The following is a 21,084-nucleotide window of genomic DNA, read 5'->3' on the forward strand; positions in this document are numbered from 1 at the left end:
TATTGACGTTAGTGAATGAAGATCATGCTTTCTTTAAATGAGAAAGTTAAGAGGATTTACTAACGTCTTTTTTATAGTAGAATTCAAGATTTAAAAACTGCTCTTAATCAACCATATCATATGATTGATTAAGAGCGGTTAATTGATCTCTTTGATGCCTTAGCCTATGGCATTCTTTTCTTATTTAAAATATCAAAGGCGACTGCGCCAAGAAGGACAAGGCCTTTAATGGCTTGTTGCCAGTCAATACCGACACCGAGAAGTGACATTCCGTTATTTAATACACCCATAATTAGTGCTCCAATAACTGCTCCGACAACGGTACCAATCCCACCAGTTAGTGAGGCTCCACCGATAACAGCTGCTGCGATTGCATCTAATTCAAATAAGTTACCAGCTTGTGGTGTTGCTGCATTTAAGCGACCGGCAAAAACCAGACCAGCTAGAGCAGAGAGTATCCCCATATTCACGTAAACTAGAAATTTAACTTTTCTTGCTTTCACACCGGATAATAAAGACGCTTTTTCATTACCACCAACAGCATAGATATGTCTACCGCCAATTGTCTTGTTCATATAGAATGTGTAGCCTGCGATCAAGGCGAGTAGAACAAGTAAGATATAAGGAATTCCCGCATAAACAGCTAATCTATAGGTGAAAATTCCAATAATAATGGCAACGATCACTACTTTTATCAAGAACAAAGGGTATGAAGATGGTTTTTGATTATACTTTTTCAGGTCATTTCTTAGTTTGAATTGCATCACGATATATAATCCACATGCAATAGCTCCCAAAATCAAAGTTAATAAGTGGAGAGAAGCTCCTCCAAACCAGTCATTGATAAAGTTTGAACTTATCATTCTAAATCCACTCGGGAAAGGGGCTAATGTTCGACCGCCAAGTACAACCATAGTTAATCCTCTAAATAATAACATCCCTGCAAGTGTTACGATAAAGGCCGGTACCTTGACAAAGGCAACCCAAAATCCTTGCCAAGCGCCAATTAAAGCACCGATTAAGAGAGAAAGGGCAATAGCTATTATAACGGGCATATCCATTTTGATCATAAACGTTGCAGCAATTGCTCCGATAAATGCAGCAACGGAACCAACAGAAAGGTCAATTTCACCCGTTATAATGATTAATACCATTCCAATAGCCAAGATAATAATATAACTATTTTGCATAATGAGATTGGTTATATTTAACGGGGTTAATAAAATACCGCCTGTTAAGATTTGAAAAATGAGCACAATCCCAATCAATGCAATGATCATGCCAAATTTTCTTATGTTTTGTCTAATTAACTGCTTGATTTCATTCAACTTATGTCACTCCTGTCATCATTTGTCATATATGTCATGAGTTCCTCTTGGTTAGTCTCGGAGCTGGCAAACTCTCCTGTTAACCGTCCATTAGATAATGTGTAGATTCGGTCACATGTACCTAGAAGTTCTGGTAACTCAGATGAGATGACAATAATTGATTTTCCGCTTTCTGCCAACCTGTTGATTAGTTTGTAAATTTCATTCTTAGCTCCGACATCAATTCCACGAGTGGGTTCATCTAGAATTAGAATATCTGGATCGCTATATAACCATTTGCCTAAAACGACTTTTTGTTGATTTCCTCCACTTAGATTAATTACATTTTGATCAATGTGACTTGCTTTTATATTCAATTTATCTTTTAAGTCTTCAACAACTTTAGTTTCTTTATATTCATCAATGGTTATCTTTTTTAGCAGCTTAACTAGACTTGCTAGTGTGATATTCTGTTTTACACTATCCTCTAAGATAAGTCCATACTCCTTGCGATCCTCTGATACGTATGCTATCCCATGTTTGATTGCGTCAGGTACATTTTGGATCACTATTTCTTCACCATTCTTTTTAAGGGTTCCGGAGATAAATTTTCCATACATTCGTCCAAAGACACTCATCATTAATTCCGTTCTACCAGCTCCCATTAAACCAGCAATACCAACAATTTCGCCTCGATGAACTTGAATATTTACTTTATTTGAAATTAATCGATCGGGGATTTGAGGATGCGCAACAGTCCAATCTTTAATCTCTAACATGGTTTCACCAATATCAATTTTTCGTTCTGGATAAAGATTAGCTAAACTTCTACCTACCATTCCTTTAATGATTCTTTCTTCTGTTATATCTTCTTGCTCTGCTGATAATGTTTCAATTGTTTTTCCATCACGTAATACTGTTACATAATCAGCAACTTTTAAGACTTCTTTCAATTTATGTGAAATCAGTATGGAGGTTAGACCTTGTTTTTTAAATTCAATCAATAGATTTAATAAATTCTCACTTTCTGTTACATTTAAAGCTGCTGTGGGCTCGTCTAGAATTAATAGTTTTACCTTTTTTGATAGAGCTTTTGCGATTTCGACCAATTGTTGCTGTCCAACACCAATATGGCTAATCAGATCACTGCTTTTTGCTTTTAAGCCCACTTGTGCAATAAGTCTATCGGTCTCGGTTGTTGTTTTTCTCCAATCGATAATTCCTTTAGTGGCTTGTTCATTTCCCAAATAGACGTTTTCAGCAACAGATAGCTCTGGGATGAGTGCGAGTTCTTGGTGAATTATGACAATTCCCTTCGCTTCACTTTCATTGATATCTTTAAATTCACATAACTGTTCTTCAAAATGAATGCTTCCTTGATAGGAACCGAAGGGATGAACGCCGCTTAGTACTTTCATTAAAGTTGATTTGCCAGCACCATTTTCGCCAACTAAAGCATGAATGGCACCTTTTTTAACCTTTAGATTAACATCTTCCAAAGCTTTGACACCTGGGAATTCCTTTGTGATGTTCTCCATTTTTAATATAATATTGTCCAAAAGAAACACCTCTTTTTAGTGGGAGGTAAATCATTATGATTTACCTCCCCTTTAAATAACCATTAACTAGATTTCATCCTCATCATAGTAACCTGAATCAATTAAGACTTCTTCGTAGTTATCAATATCAATAGATACGGGTTCTATCAAATAAGATGGTACTACTCTCACATTATTATCATATGTTTCTGTATCATTGACGTTAGGTTCTGTATCTGCAATTATTGCTTTTGTCATTTCTACTGCTTGTTCAGCTAGTAAACGAGTATCTTTAAAAATAGTTTGCGTTTGTTCACCATCAACAATTGAACGAATAGATGGTCGCTCAGCGTCCTGACCAGTTATTAATGGAAGAGGACGATCCTCAGTACCATATCCAACTGCTTTTAAAGAGGAAACAACCCCTATACTAATTCCATCAAATGGTGAGTAGACGACATCAATATCTTCATCTGAATAGTGCGCACTTAGCAAGTTATCCATCCGCTCTTGTGCTTCCGATCCACTCCAACGTAAAGTTGCTCCTTGACTAAATTCAGTTTGCCCACTTCTGACAATTAATTGCTCGTCATCTATATAAGGCTGAAGAATAGACATAGCGCCATCCCAGAAGAAATATGCATTATTGTCATCAGGAGATCCGCCAAATAATTCAATATTAAAAGGACCTTCACCTTCTGCTAAACCTAACTTCTCTTCAATATATTCTCCCTGTAGCACACCAACTTGGAAATTATCGAATGTTACGTAATAACTAACGTGTTCATGATTCATTATTAAACGATCATAAGCAATTACAGGTATATCTAAGTTTTGTGCTTGATCCAGTACATCTGTTAGTGCTTCACCGTCAATTGATGCGATGACTAGTATGTCCACGCCTTGAGTAATCATATTTTCAATTTGTGATAATTGATTTTCAACAACGTCTTCAGCGTATTGCAAGTTAGTCTCATAGCCTAAGTCTTCAAACATTTCCACCATATTGTTACCATCATCTACCCATCTCTCTGATGATTGAGTTGGCATAGCAATTCCTACTGTCGGCGTTTCACCAGTTGTCTCGTCGTCAGATCCTTGACCGCCACTTTCTTCAGCATTACATCCTGCCATAAATACAAGTACTAAGATTAATAGAATTAAATATTTTTTCATACTTATTCTCTCCTTGTTTTTCAGGTATTGTAAAAAAATCTAACGTTAAAAACTCGCAAGTCTATTCATACAAATCTATTTAATAGAAAAAATTAACCTCCTTTCTACCTAATTAACCTACATAGTATAAAATAATAGGACTTTTGTAATCGCTTGCAAATTATAAAAACAAAACTTATATCTTGAATAATGTATTATCTACATCATCAAATTATACGTATATGTTATTTATAAACACATATTATCATCTTTTGTACGGACAATCAATATTTTTTATGAACTTTTATTTGCAACCTGTTTTCCACATAAGAATCTTATGACTTTGTCTAGCAAAATAATAAGTGACTAGAGTCCTCTATACACATGTCCTCTAAGTGCCTCTAGTCTGTATACTGAAAGCAATAGAGAGTACCGTCGTATTGTTAATCAAGCGACAACGGGTATATTTGTCTTGTTTATCTATACGGTGGCTAAACTTGTATTTCTTCACTCCTTCAATTCAATCGGATAATGTAAAAATTATATGAAAGCTTTTCGACTTTTTAAAGGTTAGCATTGATTATCTGTGAACATAAGGTATTGTAGAAATGCGAGAAAGGCTCTATCACATAAGGCTTTTTAGTCCATATCCTCGTCACCAAGTGTAAAGTTTTAGAGATAAAAATAGTTCGAGTTTTTCTTGTAGAAAGAAGAATATTCTTTGCTCATTAAATTGTACGTATGTCCAGGCCGAATTATTAATAAATCCTAAATAAGATTAACACAAGTTAATTTTAGACGATTGAAAGAGCATAGAAGAATGAGGGATTTTACTCATATAAACTGTTGAATATAAATTTCAGCTCATTTGTTGATTAATTAAAAATATTGAACACAACTAGCGGAATTTACTTATTCTTATAAAAAACGGAGTAAGAGCGGTTGAACTTAACCGGATGACTTGGAAGATGAAGTTATTAAACAGATGAGAAAAGATGATGCTGTTTCACTAGTGATATATAGTCGGGGAAGTATGCGCGACTTCAAGTCTATTCTTTAGTAATGATTTCATAATTATAAAAGACCAAAAAATAGAGAGAAAAGAATCAGGTGCGAACATCTGATTCTTTTCTCTCTATTATTATTTTGTTAAGTCAATTTTCTTTTGGATTGGGTAAATAATAAGTCCACCGATAGTCATCGATAATAGCTCACCAAGACCAATGGTTAAATAGCTTATCCAAAATGGTGCTTCAGCCAAAAAGTAAAGTTGTCCAGCGATAGTGAACATCGACAGGGCACAGATAATTGCTGTCGTCATCATTTTTAATTTTAAGCTTTTTATTGGTTTTGTAACTGCTCGTGAAAGAATCAGAACAAGATAGGTAGAGCTTCCACCAACGATAACATCAAGAAGCCCCATTGGTGAAATGAAGAAGTTGATGATAACGACACCTAATGTGACGGCAATGACATAACGTTTGTGAAAGAGTGCTAAATAGTTAAACATTTCGGATAGTCTAAGCTGAATGGCTCCGAAACTAATAACGGATAAGACGAGGGTCACTGCAATATACAGTCCTGCAACCAGACCTATTTTTGTTAGATTCAGGACAGAAGTGCGTGAGGATTCCTGGTACGTATGGGTATTCATTTTGATTTCTCCTTTGTAAAATAGCCTATCGCTACCTTAGTCATAACTATGGCCAAAGGATGAGAGCATATTGCCCTAGCTAAGTGCCATAGTGTAAGCAAAAAAACTTACTTGGGTAGTATAACAGAAGTTGAGAAAAAAGAACAGGGCTATTTCATTGTCCAGCCGCCATCGATTGGAATGACTGCACCATGTATATAGTCAGCGGTATCGCTCGCAATAAATAACGTGAGATTTGCTACTTCTTCTGGTGTTGCCCATCTTCCCGCAGGAGTTTCTTCAGCAACCCATTTAGCCATTTCCCCATTACCTGCAAAATCAGCTTGATTCATCGGTGTTTTAATTGCACCAGGAGCCAGTGCATTTGCCCGAATCCCTTCACGAGCATAATCATAATCAAGTTGCTTCGTATAGCCAATAATGGCATGCTTTGAAGCAGTATAGGCTGCTCCACCCCCACCTGCAACAAGCCCAGCAATGGAAGCCATGTTAACAATACAACCCTTTTTTTGCTTTAGCATATAAGGAAGGACGGTGTTAGTCACATGATAAGTCCCTTTTAAATTCGTATTGATCACTCGATCCCATAAGGGTTCGTCCGTCTCTAGCGTTTTCGCAAAATCATCTAGAATACCAGCTGTGTTAATCAAGGTGTCAATCGATCCGTATAGCTCAATTGCTTGTTTGACTGCTGCTTCAACGTCCTTTTTGTTAGAGATATTTCCGAGCTGATAATTGAATTGATCAGTAAAAGCTCTTTTTAATTCAGAGAGCCCTTTCCCATTAAGATCAATGGCAAAAACATAAGCCCCTTGTGTTAAAAAGGCTTCAGCTTGTGCATAGCCAATCCCAGAATTTGCTCCTGTGATAAAAATAACTTTTGTTTTAAATTCATTAAATAGCATCTTAATCACCTCATGATAAAAAGCCCAGGCTATATCTGGGCTAACTTCATTTAATCAACAATGACCCAATCGTCTGCAAGTAAATCACAAACCGTTGGGGTAAACATAGTGTAGCCTTCACCTTCAACATTGATTAGAAAATATGGATTTAGTTTTTTCCCGTCGATTGTACTTTCATCAACTAATTTTACATATAGCTCGGCTCCTGGCCAACCTTCTCGAATAATTCTTTTGCCGGCCTTCAAATGAGGCAAGATTTCTTCAAATGTCACTTTGTATCATCCTTTTCTAATTGATATTGAAATTATAAAGGAATAGTTAGTAAATCGCAATCTGTGAACTAAGCCTGTTAAATGACTCAAGGTTTAACAATGCAGCTTCTGAAATCTAACTGTTCGAAACAATAGATAGTTTGAAGAACGTGTTTAGTATTAAGAAAATGGTAGTGAATGTAATGAATTGTTGCATAACCTAATGTATTATCAAATATTTACATCATGATGAATAACCGCAATAAGGGAAGCTGTGGGGCAATTGTGCTGCAAGAGTTTCCGCGTCTAAATCTTTATAGTGGAGCGAGTAATCAAAGTCTCAAATATTATCAACGAAACGATACAATCAAGTATTAAAAATGGATTAGGGTAATATACCAATAAAGAAAGCATTTATTACAATTAAGTATTTTTTTAAAAAAGGGGTCGGTGAAATGGCACAACTTAATGAAGCATTAACCTTTAAACGTGGATTAACCATAAAAAATAGAATAGTTAGGGCCCCAATGACAACGATGATGAGTTTTTATGACGGTGTTGTGGCAACCGATGAACGAGCCTATTATGCACTTCGCTCTGGTGAAGTAGGAGCAGTGATTACAGGGGCAGCTAATGTTCAAGAAGATGGCAAAGGCTGGGAAGGGGAGTTAGGTGTTTACCATGATCGATTTATTCCTAGCTTGTCCAAATTAGCAACCTCCATTAAACAAAAGGGAACCAAGGCTATTTTGTAAATCTTTCACGCAGGCAGAATGACAAATTCTAAAGTTCTTCGTGGTGTCCAGCCTGTTTCAGCAAGTGGCATTCAAGCCGAACGTCCAGATGCAGAAGTTCCAAGAGAATTAACAGGAGATGAAATTCTAGGATTGATTAAAAGCTACAAACAGGCAACAGAACGTGCAATTAAGGCAGGCTTTGATGGTGTTGAAATACATGGAGCGAATACTTATTTAATTCAACAGTTTTTCTCTCCCCACTCCAATCGTCGAAATGATGAATGGGGTGGGAGCCCTGAAAAACGTTTTAAATTTATCAATGAAGTGGTTGATGCTGTGACGGGGCTGAGGTTGAGAACTTTATTGTTGGTTATCGTTTTTCTCCAGAAGAGTTTGAAACACTAGGTATTCGTTTATCAGATACTTTATATTTGATTGGCCAACTAGCTAACAAGCAGCTTGATTACTTGCATATTTCTTTTAATGATTATAAGCGTGTTTCCATTAGTGAGGAGTATCAAGATAAGCCGATCATCGATTACCTTTTTAAAAAAATAAATGGTCGTGTGCCGTTTATTGGGGTTGGTGATATTCGAACCCAAGAAGAGGCTGATCATGTTCTCGTAAATGCAGACCTAGTTGCGCTTGGCCGTGCTCTATTAATTGATCCACATTGGGCAGCGAAAATTCTGAATGATCGAGAGGATTTAGTCCGTAAAGAGTTATCAGAATATGAACGAGAAGAATTAATTATTGAAAATGGTGTTTGGGCTTTTTTAGAAGGCATGATGCCAGAACGATTAATTAAAGAATAGTCTTGATTATAATCCCCACCTTAAATTTAAATAAGGTGGGGTGTATCTTTTTATACGATCGAAAATGTTAAGAGTTTAAGTCTTGCGGGTACAATAAGTCTGTTTTAAAAAGAGAGCAGATTAATCGGTTCGCTTGTCATGATCTGATTTCTGGTGATCATAATCAAAGTCTTCGCCAAACTCAACGCCATAATTTACTTTACTTGTATCAATCGGTCGGTCATCTGTTTCGCCAATCGGATCAAATAATATTGATAAACAGACTAGACCACTTAATCCCACAAGGCCGTATACTAAACGTGATAAAGCAGCACCTTGTCCACCAAAAAGGAATGCCACTAAATCAAATTGAAAAAATCCGATCAGCCCCCAGTTGATAGCCCCGATTATAGCTAATATTAACGCAACTCGCTTAAACGTATGCATTTAACTGTTCACCTCCTCATCTAAATCTGAATTAAAATCAACTTTATCTTTTGCTCTAAATGAAATTTCATACAATCAATATGTGGAATTGAGCATAATTAGCGATAATCAGGATAACAATAAGGCATGAACATTCAATGAGATATCAGGTATTATCAGGGGATTGATAAGTCTGTAGATAAAAACGGAAAGTAAAAAACTATACTCTAAATATAAAGTTTTTTTAGTACTAAATTTTTGACCGTTATTGTTCTTAGTATAAATACATATAACCACAGTCGAAAAGCGGGTCCAGTGGAGCAAAATGTAAGATAAATAAAACAAACGCATGCACTAAAGTGTGAATGCGTTCGTTTTGCTAAACTTTCATAATTTTAAATGTACTTTTGATCGGATGATACAAAATTAATGAAATTAATAAGTTACCGACAGCATGATAGGTGTCAAAAGGGATACCAGCAAGGTAATATGCCCAAAAGTTTCCGAAGATAAGATATTCAAACAAAGACATAATTAATCCGTGAAAATACCCGGCAAAGACACCTATTAAAGCTAAAAGATAAACAAAATATTTCTTATCTTTAAGGCGGCAAAATGAGCCGCATATTATTGCGATTAGTGAATAGGAAATGATTTGAGGAAATGTCCAAATGCCAAATCCTAAGTATAGGTTACTGACAATAATGCTGACTGTTGCTACAAGTATACCGTTTGTTCTTCCCATAATGACAGCAGTAATCATAATGATAGTGGTTAAAGGCTGGACATTAGGGATGAAAGTCATATATATTCTACCGATAACAGCAATACTTATTAGCATTGACAGCATTGTTAATTTCCTAACATTCAACATTTTACTCCCAGCTTTGGAAGTCAAACTCTATGACATCACCATTCTCAATTTCATAATCAGCTGCACCTACAGTAGCATGCTCTCCATTAATCGTATAAAGCCAAGCATAGGGCTCCCCATCTTCTGCTTGTATACCATTGATTGCAGAAATAAAGCCGTCTTCTTCTTCTACTTCAAAGTTTTCTTGCATCACTTCCATTAAGGTTAAACCTTCTTCAATTTCTAACTCTTCTTGAGCGAGGATCTCTTCACCATTCTCTTGTGAGATCACAAGCTCTACTTGTAAACCTTGAACTTCAGATTGCTCTGTCTGTCCTTCATTATTATCAAGATCAGCTGATCCACAGCCTAATAAAATACCAGTTGACAACATTAAAGATAAAACTAATTTAAAAAATTTCATAATATTATGTCTCCTATGTCTCCATTTTCTTTGGTAGATGGCGCAGTAGATACTTACGCCATCTATAGTTATAGTTTATCAAAACCAAATCGTTATCTAATTGGGCATGCACCTGTCGTACAGCCATCATTTCCAATATCTGCATCTTCAAGGTTGTCGGTGACTTCATATTGTTGTAACCGTTCAGCAGTAAAAGGTGTCATTTTTGCTTTTAATTCCTCGAATTTCTCCTTTGTAATGGCTTCATATGGTGTAAGTTGATAGGTCCCTCCATCTAGTGCTAAGAAAGATACACCGACAAAATCGTTCCAACCTTGTTCAACTCTTTCCTCTGCTCTTTGCCATTCATTGGGTTTAACAGTAATAGTATTCGATGTGTTATGTTCAGTATAGTAATTTTGGAAACTAAAGTAGTTATCAAACTGCTCATCGACAGAAATATCATCTTTAGTTTTATCTGCTCCAGAAGCAACCGGGAAATCAACGACAAGTGTCTTGGCGTTCGCCATTCTTTCCTCATGAGAATCTCCCTCTGTTCCAACTTCTGGATTAACTGTCCAACCTAGATCTAAAGCAACTTTGGCAAGAGGATCTGCCTCACTCACTCTAATTCTTCTTATATAGTAAGGAGAGTGTGACCAATGTAATCCACTAGAGACAGGTGAATCAGTAATTGGGTTTCGCGCGACTTGACTTAAGGTTCCTTCTGGCTTAACTGCTGTTACCAGTAATGGCGCATTTATACGCAACTCTTTTGAATACTTATCAGCTTCACTTCTTGATGCATCATGTAATTTTCTTTGTAAGTCTTCTTCTTGTTCTTCAGTATAGCCCAGTAGAGCCATAGCATCCTTCCAGCCAGTTAATGATGTGCCTAACAATCGATCACGTTTTTGTACCTTATCCCATTTATCGAGTTCAAGTTCTGCGAGAGTCATTCTTAAACCAATTCTAGCAGAGTCTCTTTGTGCTTGTAATAAACCTTCTTCGTCTAGAGTTCGATCTTCATTAACAAAGGCGGTTAAGTTCACGGTTGTTAAATTACAAACGTTTTTACTAAATAAAAGAATTTCAACACATGGGTTTAACCCGATTTCTTCCATGATATATTCGAGTCTGCTTCTAGAAGGATTTACATCACCTAATTGTTTGAGCACCCGTCTAGCACCTTCTTCAAGATTAACGAATGCAGGTTCTCCTTCACCTTTCAGTAATTCAAACTGTAAGCTTAATCTTTCGGTTGTTGGTTTACTTGTAAATGCGACAGAGTTATTACTCATTCTACGGTGATCAATATTTTTTCTCGGCTCACGGACAGGATACATGTGGTAGCCGCCAACTTGATCTGCAAATGCTAGTGCAGAATCTTTATCATCAAAATATTTTAAATCCTTACCACCGTCATATGATACAGCGTGTTGCTTTAATGACATATCCTCAAACCATTTTGGTAAATTTATGCCGTTTTCAAGTAATGATTTTTTAACAATTTCGTGTTGATCAAAATGCTCTTGCGTCCAAAAGCCATTTATACCGTATTTGGCAAGCAGGACTTCAATATCATCTGCATCCGATAAGAAAATTTCTGCGGTACGTCTAACCAAGTACCTTTATTTGTTCAAGTGAGTTCGCTACCTTCACTTCGTATCTATTGATACAGCTCATAGTCACCTATGAGATCAGACTATATCTTCATCACTTATATAGTGAGTTCCCCGTTTCCACTACCAATCGCTTGTAGTGTACGTCTTTCGACTAGTCGTTACACGTTTTGAGATAACAAAATATTTAATTATCCCAACTTCGCTCGGTATTGTCTTATGCTGCTAAGAGTTTCACCGAATTAGAGGAATTTTTTTTAGCGTTGGAAGCATTAGACTGTTTACCACCAACGACTACGTTAGCCCCAATTAAGTTAGCCATATCAAGAACATGAATAGGTCTGACTTGACCATAACCTTCTTCGTCAATTTCAATTGGTGCCAGACTTTCGTCTACTTTGTTGCTAAGTACATTAGCAAATCCTTCGTACATCGATTTCAGAGGCTCATGCCCAGATGCTGTTCCGCCAAAGGTTTTCAGCCTTTCTCCACTTGGTCTAACAGAGTTATAACTAAATTTAACCGTGTGGATATGCTTATACTCTTTTTTAGTTAACACGTTCAAATATAATTCTAGGGATTCAACCCAACCTTCTTTGGAATCGCCAATATAAATTTTGGCATAGCCATTGCCAATTTCGACGAGCTTAGAATGTTCTAAACGTTCTTCTTTAGGCACAGGTTTATATTCAGAATGAAGAACTTTCACATTGGTTTTAATTTTTGGCATTGCTTGAGCCATTTTTAATGTTGATTTAATACCAATTCCAGTCCCAACTAATAATAGATAAAATACTTCGGATAGATCTTGCCAATTTTTAATATTGGTAAAGGAACAATTAAAATTACCAAGAGTAAATTTCTGATTGATAACATCATTACCACCGCCTAGCCAAAGGGTGCGCCCAGATGGGAATTGCTTTGTATGATAAATACTTAAGAATATCCGCTCGGCTTCTTTTTGAAGTGCCCGATAGTCTGGTTCTAAACCGATTTTTTCTAGATGGTCACTTGCCAGAGTCATATTATAATTCACTGCACGTTGGACAGTCTCATGCCAAAATTCTCTTCTATTCTTACCTGTTTTCCATCTAGAGTATGTCCTTGTGTAGACAAAACTCCCGATTTCAGTCAGGGGACTCGGATTTTTATTGACTGTTTTTTCGACAAAATCATCGGTAATGTACTCGATTAACATAATAAAACGCTCCTTTTTCTTTCTATAATTGGTCAAATCATTTAGAGCTGATTTGCGTTAAGGGATTATGCTCTATGATAACTTTAAATAAAACGAAAATCAATATGTAGTGATATTAAAAATTAATACACACTATATATGGTTGCAGAGATAAAAACCACAGGACTTAATAGTAGCAGATTTGATCGAATAATGAAATTTATTTGTACTTAAATAATGATAAAAATTCGTAACTGCCCTTATTTGATGATTCGTCCTGTCGAATATAATGGCATGTCAGAAAGTGAGTTTTCGGAGCAGATATTTCATTTATTTAGATAGTAAAAAAACCGGACTAAGATTTGCCCGGTTTTTATAAAAATAATTATTGTTATAAGTCATTTTCCAAATAATGTGGTAAAATACATAATAATAAATTATATTTTATCACAGATAACCGTCCGTAAAACTCGGGGCAACACGATGTTGGTCACACAAGCGTTTTCGCAAATGTTTTCGGTGGAACGAGTAACCACAGTCCCAGGACGCGAAGACGTTAGCTTGTGTTCCTTAACAATCAGTGGGACTAAGGGATACAGACTAAGATCGCGACGTCCTGGGACTGCGATTACCAATGTTGTCAGGTTAAGGCGACCGCTATGGAAAAACACTACGCTTTCCGTGGACATGGAGGCGTATAGGACGTAGGCCATGCAAATGTTTTCGGTGGGGCGAGTAATCGCAGTCCCAGGCTTTGTCACAGGACGTGACGAAGTTAGCCTGCCTTGAGCTAACTTTGCCAAGCAAAAATCACTTGTCAAAGTTAGCTCAATCTCACGCTTTTCCCACAGGACAAGGAAAGCATCGTCAGCGAAACATCGCACGAAGAAAATGGCCTTTTATTTTCGAGGAGTCTGCGTGTTTTTCCTTCGCTAGCTGGTTTGACTTTCATTTGTATTAAAGTTGATACTCGATTCCATTCCATCATTTTCTTATTTGGATGGAGGAAAATACAAATCAATATAAACCAAATTAAAATAGAATTCACTCATACAACAGATCCACTGAGGTGATTGGAACGAAAGGTGGTGACTCCAGCGGAAATAAGACAAGGAAAGCATCGTCAGCGAGACATCGCACGAAGAAAATGGCCTTTTATTTTCGAGGATGAGTTGAAGATCCACTTTTGTAGCGCATTAGGCTACAAAAGTTAGCTGAAAGCAGGTTAAGTTCGCCACGTCCTGTGGCAACACCTGCATGATCTACGTCCTATAGACCCCCATCTCCGCGGAAAGCATCCACCTGTAGTGGAAAGCACCGACCCTTAATATTTGAATCTTAGCATGCGATTTATCATTTTGAAATGGATTTACTTAATCGATTTTATTAATCTGACAACATTGCTACGATTACTCGTCCCACCGAAAAGACTTGTGCGTCGAAAAACTTCCACTGATTGAAGTTTCGTTTTATCCAGTACGCCACCATTTTGTTATAAATGAAGGGACAACCATCACACTCTAGTTTTTAGATTGGATTTGATCCATCAGTTTTAACAATTTTTTGTGTGTTATTAAATGGTTAAAAAATGATTTGATAATGGGAGGAACACTAATGCCATTTACAACTGTGCTTTATCATGAAATTCGGGAAACAAAGGGTTTCAATCCAGAACATCGATCACATATTGATGTTAAGCAAGATTATGATGATATCTTACCATCTGCATTATTTGTAACAGTTGAACAGTTTGAAGAGCAGATGATTTATTTAAAGGAAAACCATTTTCATACATTAACATTGAATGAAATAAAGGCATTTTACCTTGATCACACACCCTTACCTGAAAAATCAATCCTACTTACATTTGATGATTGTTTTCAATCTATGAAAGAATATGCTTATCCAATTTTAAAAAAATATGGTTTTCGGGCGACGGCATTTGTAGTTACAAGCTGGCTTCATGATCAAGCTAAACCATTTAATCCTGACAAATCTGTTTGTCTATCGAAAGATGATTTAAAAGTAATGGAGGATGTCTTTGAATATGCGAACCATACTGATAAACTTCATCAAAGACAAAATGAAGCGACAAGTCTTATCATGGAAGTAACTGATCGAGAATTCGCGGATGATTTAGCTGCATGTAATGCCTTTGTTGCCGAAGAAGATGTATTTGCTTATCCATTTGGACTTTTTACAGAACGAAATGTATCATTGCTCAAAGCAAATGGTTTTCAATTAGCTTTTACTTGTGAACAAGATAAAAATGATCAAAATACTGATCCCTTACTACTTAATCGCTATGTTATTCCACATTTTTTAACGTTGGAACAATTTAAAAATATCGTTGACTAAATGAAGTGAAAAATAGTCAAAAGTAACACAATCATTTACATTATCATTGTTTTTAGTGTGCTTTTTAATTGCCATGAGTACTAAAGCTGTTCAGCAAATGACAGGCTGGAGATGGATAAATGATCAAGAGAGGGCAATTTCCCTTTCTAACACACAGATCGTTTCGATAGAAATTTGTTTAATGAGCTTATTATGATGGCTTTCTTAAAATTTTATCCATCGTTTTTCCCTTTGCTAATTCATCAATTAATTTGTCTAGGTAGCGAATTTCTTTCATGATTGGTTCTTCGATATCTTCTACTCGAACACCGCAAATAACGCTTTTTATCAATGCGCGTGATGGATTTAGTTGTGGTGCTTCCGCAAAAAAGGTCTCAAAGTCTATTTCCTTTTCCAACTGGCTCTCTAACGTATCTTGGCTATAATTAGTTAACCAGCGGATAATTTCATCAACCTCTGATTTTGTACGTCCTTTTTTCTCTGCCTTTGTAATGTAATGAGGATAAACGTTGGCAAAGCTCATGGAATAGATGCGGTGTTTTTTCATAATGCACCCCCACTTTCTTTATTAATAGGATGATTGTATCACGAAAAAGGGTTTTAAAAAAATAATCAAATGATATAGAAGTGAAAAAACAATGATTGTTATAAGCTATTTTAGAATAATGTGCTAAAATCAATAATGATGGATTATATTTTTACGATCTCAACAAAAATGATGAAAGGAATGTGAGGTATGTTAGGAGCCATTGAAGCTGGCGGGACAAAATTTGTTTTAGCAGTAGGGAATCATTCAGGTGAAATTCTAGATAAAATCGTTATCCCGACAGAACATCCGGATAAGACGGTACCAAAAGTGATTGATTATTTTAAAGATAAAAAGATTGAGCGACTGGGTTTAGGCGGATTTGGTCCCATTGATATTAACCAAGACAGTCCTACTTATGGTCAATTGCAAAAAACACCAAAATCAGACTGGGTTGATTATCCGTTAGGAGCTATTTTACAAGAGAAGTTAGCTGTTTCTGTTGTAATTGATACAGATGTTAATGTGGCAGCTATGTCTGAGGCTAAATTCGGTAATGCAACGGATGTTAATTCTTGTTTGTATATTACTGTTGGTACAGGAATAGGGGCTGGTGCCTATTATCATGGTCAAACTTTAAAAGGCTTATCTCATCCAGAGATGGGGCATATTAAAGTTCGTCGCCACCCTGAGGATACATATAAAGGAGCATGTCCTTATCATGACGATTGTCTAGAGGGCTTAGCAGCAGGACCTGCTTTAGAAAAACGCTGGGGCAAAAAAGGTGATCAATTAGCTGATTTATCACAAGTTTGGGAAATGGAAGCTTACTATTTAGCCCAAGCACTTACTAATTATATTTATATACTTTCACCTGAAAGGATTATTTTAGGTGGAGGTGTCATGAAGCAAAAACAGCTATTTCCCTTAATTCGTCAAAATGTTATTGAGATGTTGAACGGTTATGTCAGTTCTCCGTATTTAACCAAGGATAAAATTGATGAATATATCGTGCCACCCGGCTTAACAGATGAAGCGGGTATTAAGGGTGCTTTGCATTTGGTGATGGAGTAGAAAAATTGAGTAGAAGTGCTTCGTATGGCTTCTACTCGATATTTTTCATAGCAGAGGAAATTATAAAATGTGTGCTTGTGGATAACTATTTGTTGGAAGGTAGGTCACGACCAGCTTCGAGTGCCCAGCAACTAGCGCAGCTTCCCTCGGCCCTGTACGATAAGTTAACATCGCCTCCTTATAGTTGTCGTGTTTTCTTTATCTCCTACGCTAGGAATGGTCGATAAAAACCGCCACTTTGCCTGGCAACATCGATCCGCCCATGATACATGGGCACAGTTCGTACGTTGCTGAACGGGTGCTCTGCGCTTTTGTTCTTACACAGAGTTGTTAGTTTTCAAATAATAGTTTTTTCTAGCTCTTTAATTGAATCCGTGGGACTAAGCCTTAGAACAAGAAAGATAGTTATTGTTGTATTGTGAATGCTTTGTCGCTTTTCCATAGTGCAGTTACTGGACACAAAAGGAAGGAGAGGATTGAATGAAGATCATTGATTTTTTTAACGATAGAGGCAATCAGTGTAAAGAAGATCGGTTAGGTTTTGGCGATAATTATATGTTTGTTCTTGATGGTGCAACTGGTATAGCAGCTAATCAGATTCCTGATTATCTAAGTGATACAGTCTGGTTTGTCGAAACAGCAACGCAATTTCTTAATGATAAATTATCAACTGAACCTGATAAAAAGACAAAGGACATTCTAATAGAGTTTTCAAAGCACATGAATGATCAATTTCACGCTTTAGACATTGGTGATATCGATAAGTTTGCGCTGCCTTCTGCAGCCTTTATTATGGCAAGAAAAGTTGGTCACCAGCTTGAAATCGTTTCTATTGGTGACTGTACAGGAGTGATTGAATTTCATTCAGGTGAATATAAAGTCATTCATGATAATAGAGTAACAGAACTAGATAATCGAGTGATCGATGCGATGAAACGAATAAAAGAGCAACAAAATATTTCATTAATTGAAACTAAACCATTTGTAAAGGATCTTTTAAAAGAAAATAGATTATTAAAAAATAAACCAAATGGTTACCAGGTGTTAGACTTTTCAAATATAGCATTAGAAAGTTCTATTTATGAAAAATATCCATATGATGAAATTAAAACGATCTGTTTATTTAGTGATGGGGTCGATAGTTACTTCACTGATTTTAAAATCTCTGATGGACCAATTGGCTTATTAAAAGATATTGAGGAACAGGGAATTCATCGCATTCTAGACCGCCTTCGAATTGAGGAAGAGACAGACCCGTATTGTGATCACTATCCGAGACTTAAGATGAAGGATGATGCGACATTGATTTGGGCAAATGGTGAAAGAGACTAAGTTATTTCAATTGCATAAGATTGTTTTTTTACACAAATGCATCCTTTTCAATTAAAGTCTTTACATCAGTTATTATTTATATTATACTATAGTCGGTGGTTATGACCACTCCATTTTAAATAAAAATTTACTTGATAAGGGGGGCATCTAAAAAGCGGTGGATAAAACGAATAAAATCCCTTTATATTTACAATTAATGGATAAAATAGTGGCGCAAATCAATCGTGGAGATTATGTGGAGCATGATAAGCTTCCATCTGAGCGAGAATTGTGCGAGATTTATAATTTAAGTCGTATAACGGTTAGGCAAGCACTTCAAGAGCTTGAACGAGAGGGTTATATTTATCGGGAACATGGCAAGGGGACTTTTGTTGCCCCGAAATCTTTTGATCAACCTTTAGTCAATTTATATAGTTTTACTGAGGAAATGAAAAGGGCTGGAAAAAAACCAACAACGAAAGTGTTGTCTTTTGAAAAAATGGTTGTCGACGAAAGATTAGCAGCAAAAATGACATTGAATGTATATGATGAAGTATTTAAGGTCACTAGGCTCCGTTTGGCAAATGATGAACCTTTAATGTACGAGACATCCTTTTTGCCTTTAAAAGTTTTCCCCGGCTTAACTGAGGAAACTTTGACAATGAAACCTATGTATAATGTTTTTTTAGAGCATTATGGGGTTAGAGTGACTCGGGCAACGGAACGATTTTCGGCAACAACAGTTAGACATGATGAGGCTCAACACCTTAAAATATTGGAAAATCAGCCAGCTATGCTGGTGAAACGATATGCTTATGATCGAGACACACTGATAGAATATACGATTAGTGTGGCGCGAGGAGATAAATTTAATTATACAGTTGAACTCTCATAAAGAACTCTATTAAAAGTGATAATTCATTTTTAATAGAGTTAAAAAATAAAACAAGTGGTTATGACAACATTACCATTGTTAGTATATTCTATTAAAAAATGAATACGGAGGATCTATAAATGTTTAATTTAACTAGGGAAGAGCTAGAAGAAAAACAAGCCATTCATACGGCAACAGAAATCTATCAACAACCTGTTGTTTGGCGAGAAATGATTGACACCTTATCGGAAGATAGTAAGAAAGTGAGGGGTTTTGTTCAAACAATCTATCAAAAACATGATGCTGTTCGAGTTATTTTTACAGGTGCAGGAACTTCAGCATTTGCAGGTGATACCCTTGTACCGGAATTAAGTAGACAAAATCAAGGCAATATCCAGTTCGAATCGATTGCAACGACAGATATCGTATCAAATCCAGCTGATTACTTTTATAAAGAGGTCCCAACGATTTTAGTTTCATTTGCTCGTTCTGGAAATAGTCCAGAAAGTGTTGCAGCTGTAGCTCTTGGTGAGGATATTGTTACTCATTTTTATCAAGTGAATATTACTTGTAACAAAGCAGGTAAACTAGTCGAAAATTCTAAAGATAATAAAAATAGTTTAACAGTTTTAACACCAGAGAAAGCACATGACCAAGCGATGGCTATGACAAGTAGTTTTTCAAGTATGATTATTGCGGCTTATTTTATTTTTGGTACACAGACTCCTACAAAAGATTCAATCAATCAAGTGATTTCAAATGCTGAACACTTGGTTGAAACAGTCAGTGATGATCTCGATCCAATTGTAAATACAGATTTTGACCGTTTAGTTTACTTAGGATCAGGTTTGCTTGCACAGCTTTCACATGAAGCAGCTTTAAAAATGCTTGAATTAACCGCTGGCCAAGTGGTTGCTGTTCACGAATCATCACTCGGCTTTCGCCATGGTCCGAAATCAATTTTAAATGAAAAGTCAATGGTTGTCTTATTTATGTCACAAGATTCTTATACACGAAAATACGATATTGATATTTTACGTGAAATAGCTGCAGATGAATCCGGTCTAAAAGTGGTTGTTTTGACAGATAAAGCTGATGATGAAATAAACCAGCTGGCAGATTGGGTAATTGCAGTAAATACAGAAGAAACAGAAATTAATAATGATTTTGAATTAGCCTTACTTTATGTTGTTTTTGCTCAAGCTTTAGCCATGAAAAAATCACTTCAACTAGGTATTAAACCAGATAATCCAAGTCCGACAGGTCGTATTAATCGAGTGGTTAAAGGAGTAACGATTTATGATTATTAATCTACTGTTTTTATTGTAGATCAATCAGCTGTATGACCCTCACTTTAAACGAAGAAAGCGCAAGACTGATAAGTGAGGGTGAACAGCCGACAGAAATTAGCCTCACTCATTTGAGACTGGTTTTAACACGATTGCTAATTGCGGTTCCATTACCTGCAGGGCCTATCCACTTTAGGTTCTCATTCGTTGAAGATTCGCCTAATCAAAATACTATTTAAAGGGGAGATCCATATGTCAAGTCCAAATATTTTATTAACAAGAATAGATAATCGTTTGATTCATGGTCAAGTTGGTGTGACTTGGGTACATCATCTTGGGGCTAATTTGGTTGTCGTAGCTAATGACAAAGTTTCAGAAGATGAGGTTCAGCAAAATTTGATGGATATGGTTTTACCAGATGTTATTCAAGCGCGTTATTTTTCACTGCAAAAAACAATTGACGTGATCCATAAAGCATCACCACGGCAAAAAATATTTCTTGTTGTTAAGGATGTTCATGATGCTTTGAAGCTAAAGCAGGGTGGTGTGCCGATAGATAAATTAAATATCGGTAATATGCACTATGAAGAAGGTAAAAAACAAATAGCATCAACTGTTTCAGTTGATGAGCAAGATATTGAAGCATTTAAGCGATTAGATGAACTAGGTGTACAACTTGATTTAAGAAGAGTACCAGATGAAAAAAGCCAGAATATTTTAGAATTGTTTTAATTTACTTTATGAGGGATTACCAATAAAGATCAGTGTTTTTATTAGGTTTCTATTCAAGGGACCTTATAAATAGAATTACATCAAAAAGGAGGCATTTT

General features: G+C 36.2%; 18 protein-coding genes and 2 pseudogenes. 8 read left to right on the forward strand and 12 right to left on the reverse strand.

The window, feature by feature from the left end; genetic code table 11:
- Positions 1-164 precede the first annotated feature (164 nt).
- The 6 genes from mmsB to ACS127_RS06140 form a co-directional block, all read right to left on the reverse strand.
- Positions 165-1,328, reverse strand: coding sequence for a multiple monosaccharide ABC transporter permease (gene mmsB / locus ACS127_RS06115; protein ID WP_440897539.1), 1,164 nt, complete (start codon positions 1,326-1,328; stop codon positions 165-167).
- Positions 1,325-2,866 carry a multiple monosaccharide ABC transporter ATP-binding protein gene (mmsA, locus tag ACS127_RS06120; RefSeq protein ID WP_440897540.1) on the reverse strand — a complete coding sequence of 514 codons (1,542 nt, stop codon included), beginning with the start codon at positions 2,864-2,866 and terminating at the stop codon, positions 1,325-1,327. Before mmsA ends, mmsB begins: the two co-directional genes overlap by 4 nt.
- A gap of 66 nt (positions 2,867-2,932) precedes the next feature.
- The gene (gene chvE, locus ACS127_RS06125; protein ID WP_440897541.1) at positions 2,933-4,021 is read right to left on the reverse strand and encodes a multiple monosaccharide ABC transporter substrate-binding protein; all 1,089 of its coding nucleotides are present in this window, start codon (positions 4,019-4,021) and stop codon (positions 2,933-2,935) included.
- A 1,120-nt stretch (positions 4,022-5,141) separates the two neighbouring features.
- Positions 5,142-5,654: a QueT transporter family protein gene (locus ACS127_RS06130; RefSeq protein ID WP_440897542.1), complete on the reverse strand. Its 513-nt coding sequence runs from the start codon at positions 5,652-5,654 to the stop codon at positions 5,142-5,144.
- 149 nt (positions 5,655-5,803) lie between these two features.
- Positions 5,804-6,559 (reverse strand): 3-oxoacyl-ACP reductase, encoded by a 756-nt coding sequence (locus ACS127_RS06135; protein ID WP_440897543.1) that lies wholly within the window; start codon positions 6,557-6,559, stop codon positions 5,804-5,806.
- Between the two features lie 50 nt (positions 6,560-6,609).
- Positions 6,610-6,831, reverse strand: a complete 222-nt coding sequence (locus tag ACS127_RS06140; RefSeq protein WP_440897544.1) for a DUF2829 domain-containing protein — start codon at positions 6,829-6,831, stop codon at positions 6,610-6,612.
- A 515-nt stretch (positions 6,832-7,346) separates the two neighbouring features.
- On the opposite strand from ACS127_RS06140, the pseudogene ACS127_RS06145 reads away from it, so the two are divergent.
- Both ACS127_RS06145 and ACS127_RS06150 read left to right on the forward strand, forming a co-directional pair.
- Positions 7,347-7,952, forward strand: a pseudogene (locus tag ACS127_RS06145) (oxidoreductase).
- Positions 7,953-7,954: 2 nt separating this feature from the next.
- Positions 7,955-8,362: an oxidoreductase gene (locus ACS127_RS06150; protein WP_440898089.1), complete on the forward strand. Its 408-nt coding sequence runs from the start codon at positions 7,955-7,957 to the stop codon at positions 8,360-8,362.
- Between the two features lie 120 nt (positions 8,363-8,482).
- On the opposite strand, the gene ACS127_RS06155 is transcribed toward ACS127_RS06150, so the two are convergent.
- The 5 genes and pseudogenes from ACS127_RS06155 to ACS127_RS06175 form a co-directional block, all read right to left on the reverse strand.
- Positions 8,483-8,788, reverse strand: coding sequence for a DUF378 domain-containing protein (locus ACS127_RS06155; RefSeq protein ID WP_440897545.1), 306 nt, complete (start codon positions 8,786-8,788; stop codon positions 8,483-8,485).
- A gap of 358 nt (positions 8,789-9,146) precedes the next feature.
- Positions 9,147-9,638, reverse strand: coding sequence for an ECF transporter S component (locus ACS127_RS06160; protein ID WP_440897546.1), 492 nt, complete (start codon positions 9,636-9,638; stop codon positions 9,147-9,149).
- A 4-nt stretch (positions 9,639-9,642) separates the two neighbouring features.
- Positions 9,643-10,044 carry a DUF4430 domain-containing protein gene (locus ACS127_RS06165; protein WP_440897547.1) on the reverse strand — a complete coding sequence of 134 codons (402 nt, stop codon included), beginning with the start codon at positions 10,042-10,044 and terminating at the stop codon, positions 9,643-9,645.
- A gap of 92 nt (positions 10,045-10,136) precedes the next feature.
- A pseudogene (locus ACS127_RS06170) lies at positions 10,137-11,645 on the reverse strand (ribonucleoside-triphosphate reductase, adenosylcobalamin-dependent); the annotation flags it as partial.
- A gap of 217 nt (positions 11,646-11,862) precedes the next feature.
- Positions 11,863-12,843, reverse strand: a complete 981-nt coding sequence (locus tag ACS127_RS06175) for a hypothetical protein (protein WP_440897548.1) — start codon at positions 12,841-12,843, stop codon at positions 11,863-11,865.
- 1,593 nt (positions 12,844-14,436) lie between these two features.
- Between ACS127_RS06175 and ACS127_RS06180 the strand changes: the two genes are divergently transcribed.
- Positions 14,437-15,180 (forward strand): polysaccharide deacetylase family protein, encoded by a 744-nt coding sequence (locus ACS127_RS06180; RefSeq protein WP_440897549.1) that lies wholly within the window; start codon positions 14,437-14,439, stop codon positions 15,178-15,180.
- 190 nt (positions 15,181-15,370) lie between these two features.
- Here the strand turns inward: ACS127_RS06180 and ACS127_RS06185 are convergent, their stop codons facing one another.
- Complete coding sequence (locus tag ACS127_RS06185) at positions 15,371-15,727, reverse strand: DUF2200 domain-containing protein (RefSeq protein WP_440897550.1); 357 nt, start codon at positions 15,725-15,727, stop codon at positions 15,371-15,373.
- Between the two features lie 189 nt (positions 15,728-15,916).
- On the opposite strand from ACS127_RS06185, the gene ACS127_RS06190 reads away from it, so the two are divergent.
- The 5 genes from ACS127_RS06190 (at position 15,917) to agaV (ending at position 20,986) form a co-directional block, all read left to right on the forward strand.
- On the forward strand, positions 15,917-16,780 hold the full coding sequence (locus ACS127_RS06190) for an ROK family protein (protein WP_440897551.1): 864 nt from the start codon (positions 15,917-15,919) through the stop codon (positions 16,778-16,780).
- Positions 16,781-17,260: 480 nt separating this feature from the next.
- A complete protein-coding gene (locus tag ACS127_RS06195; protein WP_440897552.1) occupies positions 17,261-18,112 on the forward strand; it encodes a protein phosphatase 2C domain-containing protein in 852 nt (283 codons plus the stop codon).
- Positions 18,113-18,269: 157 nt separating this feature from the next.
- Positions 18,270-18,986, forward strand: a complete 717-nt coding sequence (locus tag ACS127_RS06200; protein WP_440897553.1) for a GntR family transcriptional regulator — start codon at positions 18,270-18,272, stop codon at positions 18,984-18,986.
- Between the two features lie 119 nt (positions 18,987-19,105).
- The gene (locus ACS127_RS06205) at positions 19,106-20,275 is read left to right on the forward strand and encodes an SIS domain-containing protein (RefSeq protein WP_440897554.1); all 1,170 of its coding nucleotides are present in this window, start codon (positions 19,106-19,108) and stop codon (positions 20,273-20,275) included.
- A 231-nt stretch (positions 20,276-20,506) separates the two neighbouring features.
- Complete coding sequence (agaV, locus tag ACS127_RS06210; RefSeq protein WP_440897555.1) at positions 20,507-20,986, forward strand: PTS N-acetylgalactosamine transporter subunit IIB; 480 nt, start codon at positions 20,507-20,509, stop codon at positions 20,984-20,986.
- Positions 20,987-21,084 lie beyond the last annotated feature (98 nt).

The sequence above is a fragment of the Amphibacillus sp. Q70 genome (genome assembly GCF_052055485.1).
Taxonomy (GTDB): Bacteria; Bacillota; Bacilli; order Bacillales; family Amphibacillaceae; genus Amphibacillus.

Excerpts from the sequence above, each read along its gene's own strand:
- chvE (WP_440897541.1), bottom strand. The coding sequence starts at position 4,021 with ATGAAAAAATATTTAATTCTATTAATCTTAGTACTTGTATTTATGGCA.
- ACS127_RS06130 (WP_440897542.1), bottom strand. The coding sequence starts at position 5,654 with ATGAATACCCATACGTACCAGGAATCCTCACGCACTTCTGTCCTGAAT.
- ACS127_RS06135 (WP_440897543.1), bottom strand. The coding sequence starts at position 6,559 with ATGCTATTTAATGAATTTAAAACAAAAGTTATTTTTATCACAGGAGCA.
- ACS127_RS06155 (WP_440897545.1), bottom strand. The coding sequence starts at position 8,788 with ATGCATACGTTTAAGCGAGTTGCGTTAATATTAGCTATAATCGGGGCT.
- ACS127_RS06165 (WP_440897547.1), bottom strand. The coding sequence starts at position 10,044 with ATGAAATTTTTTAAATTAGTTTTATCTTTAATGTTGTCAACTGGTATT.
- ACS127_RS06175 (WP_440897548.1), bottom strand. The coding sequence starts at position 12,843 with ATGTTAATCGAGTACATTACCGATGATTTTGTCGAAAAAACAGTCAAT.
- ACS127_RS06180 (WP_440897549.1), top strand. The coding sequence starts at position 14,437 with ATGCCATTTACAACTGTGCTTTATCATGAAATTCGGGAAACAAAGGGT.
- ACS127_RS06185 (WP_440897550.1), bottom strand. The coding sequence starts at position 15,727 with ATGAAAAAACACCGCATCTATTCCATGAGCTTTGCCAACGTTTATCCT.
- ACS127_RS06190 (WP_440897551.1), top strand. The coding sequence starts at position 15,917 with ATGTTAGGAGCCATTGAAGCTGGCGGGACAAAATTTGTTTTAGCAGTA.
- ACS127_RS06195 (WP_440897552.1), top strand. The coding sequence starts at position 17,261 with ATGAAGATCATTGATTTTTTTAACGATAGAGGCAATCAGTGTAAAGAA.
- ACS127_RS06205 (WP_440897554.1), top strand. The coding sequence starts at position 19,106 with ATGTTTAATTTAACTAGGGAAGAGCTAGAAGAAAAACAAGCCATTCAT.
- agaV (WP_440897555.1), top strand. The coding sequence starts at position 20,507 with ATGTCAAGTCCAAATATTTTATTAACAAGAATAGATAATCGTTTGATT.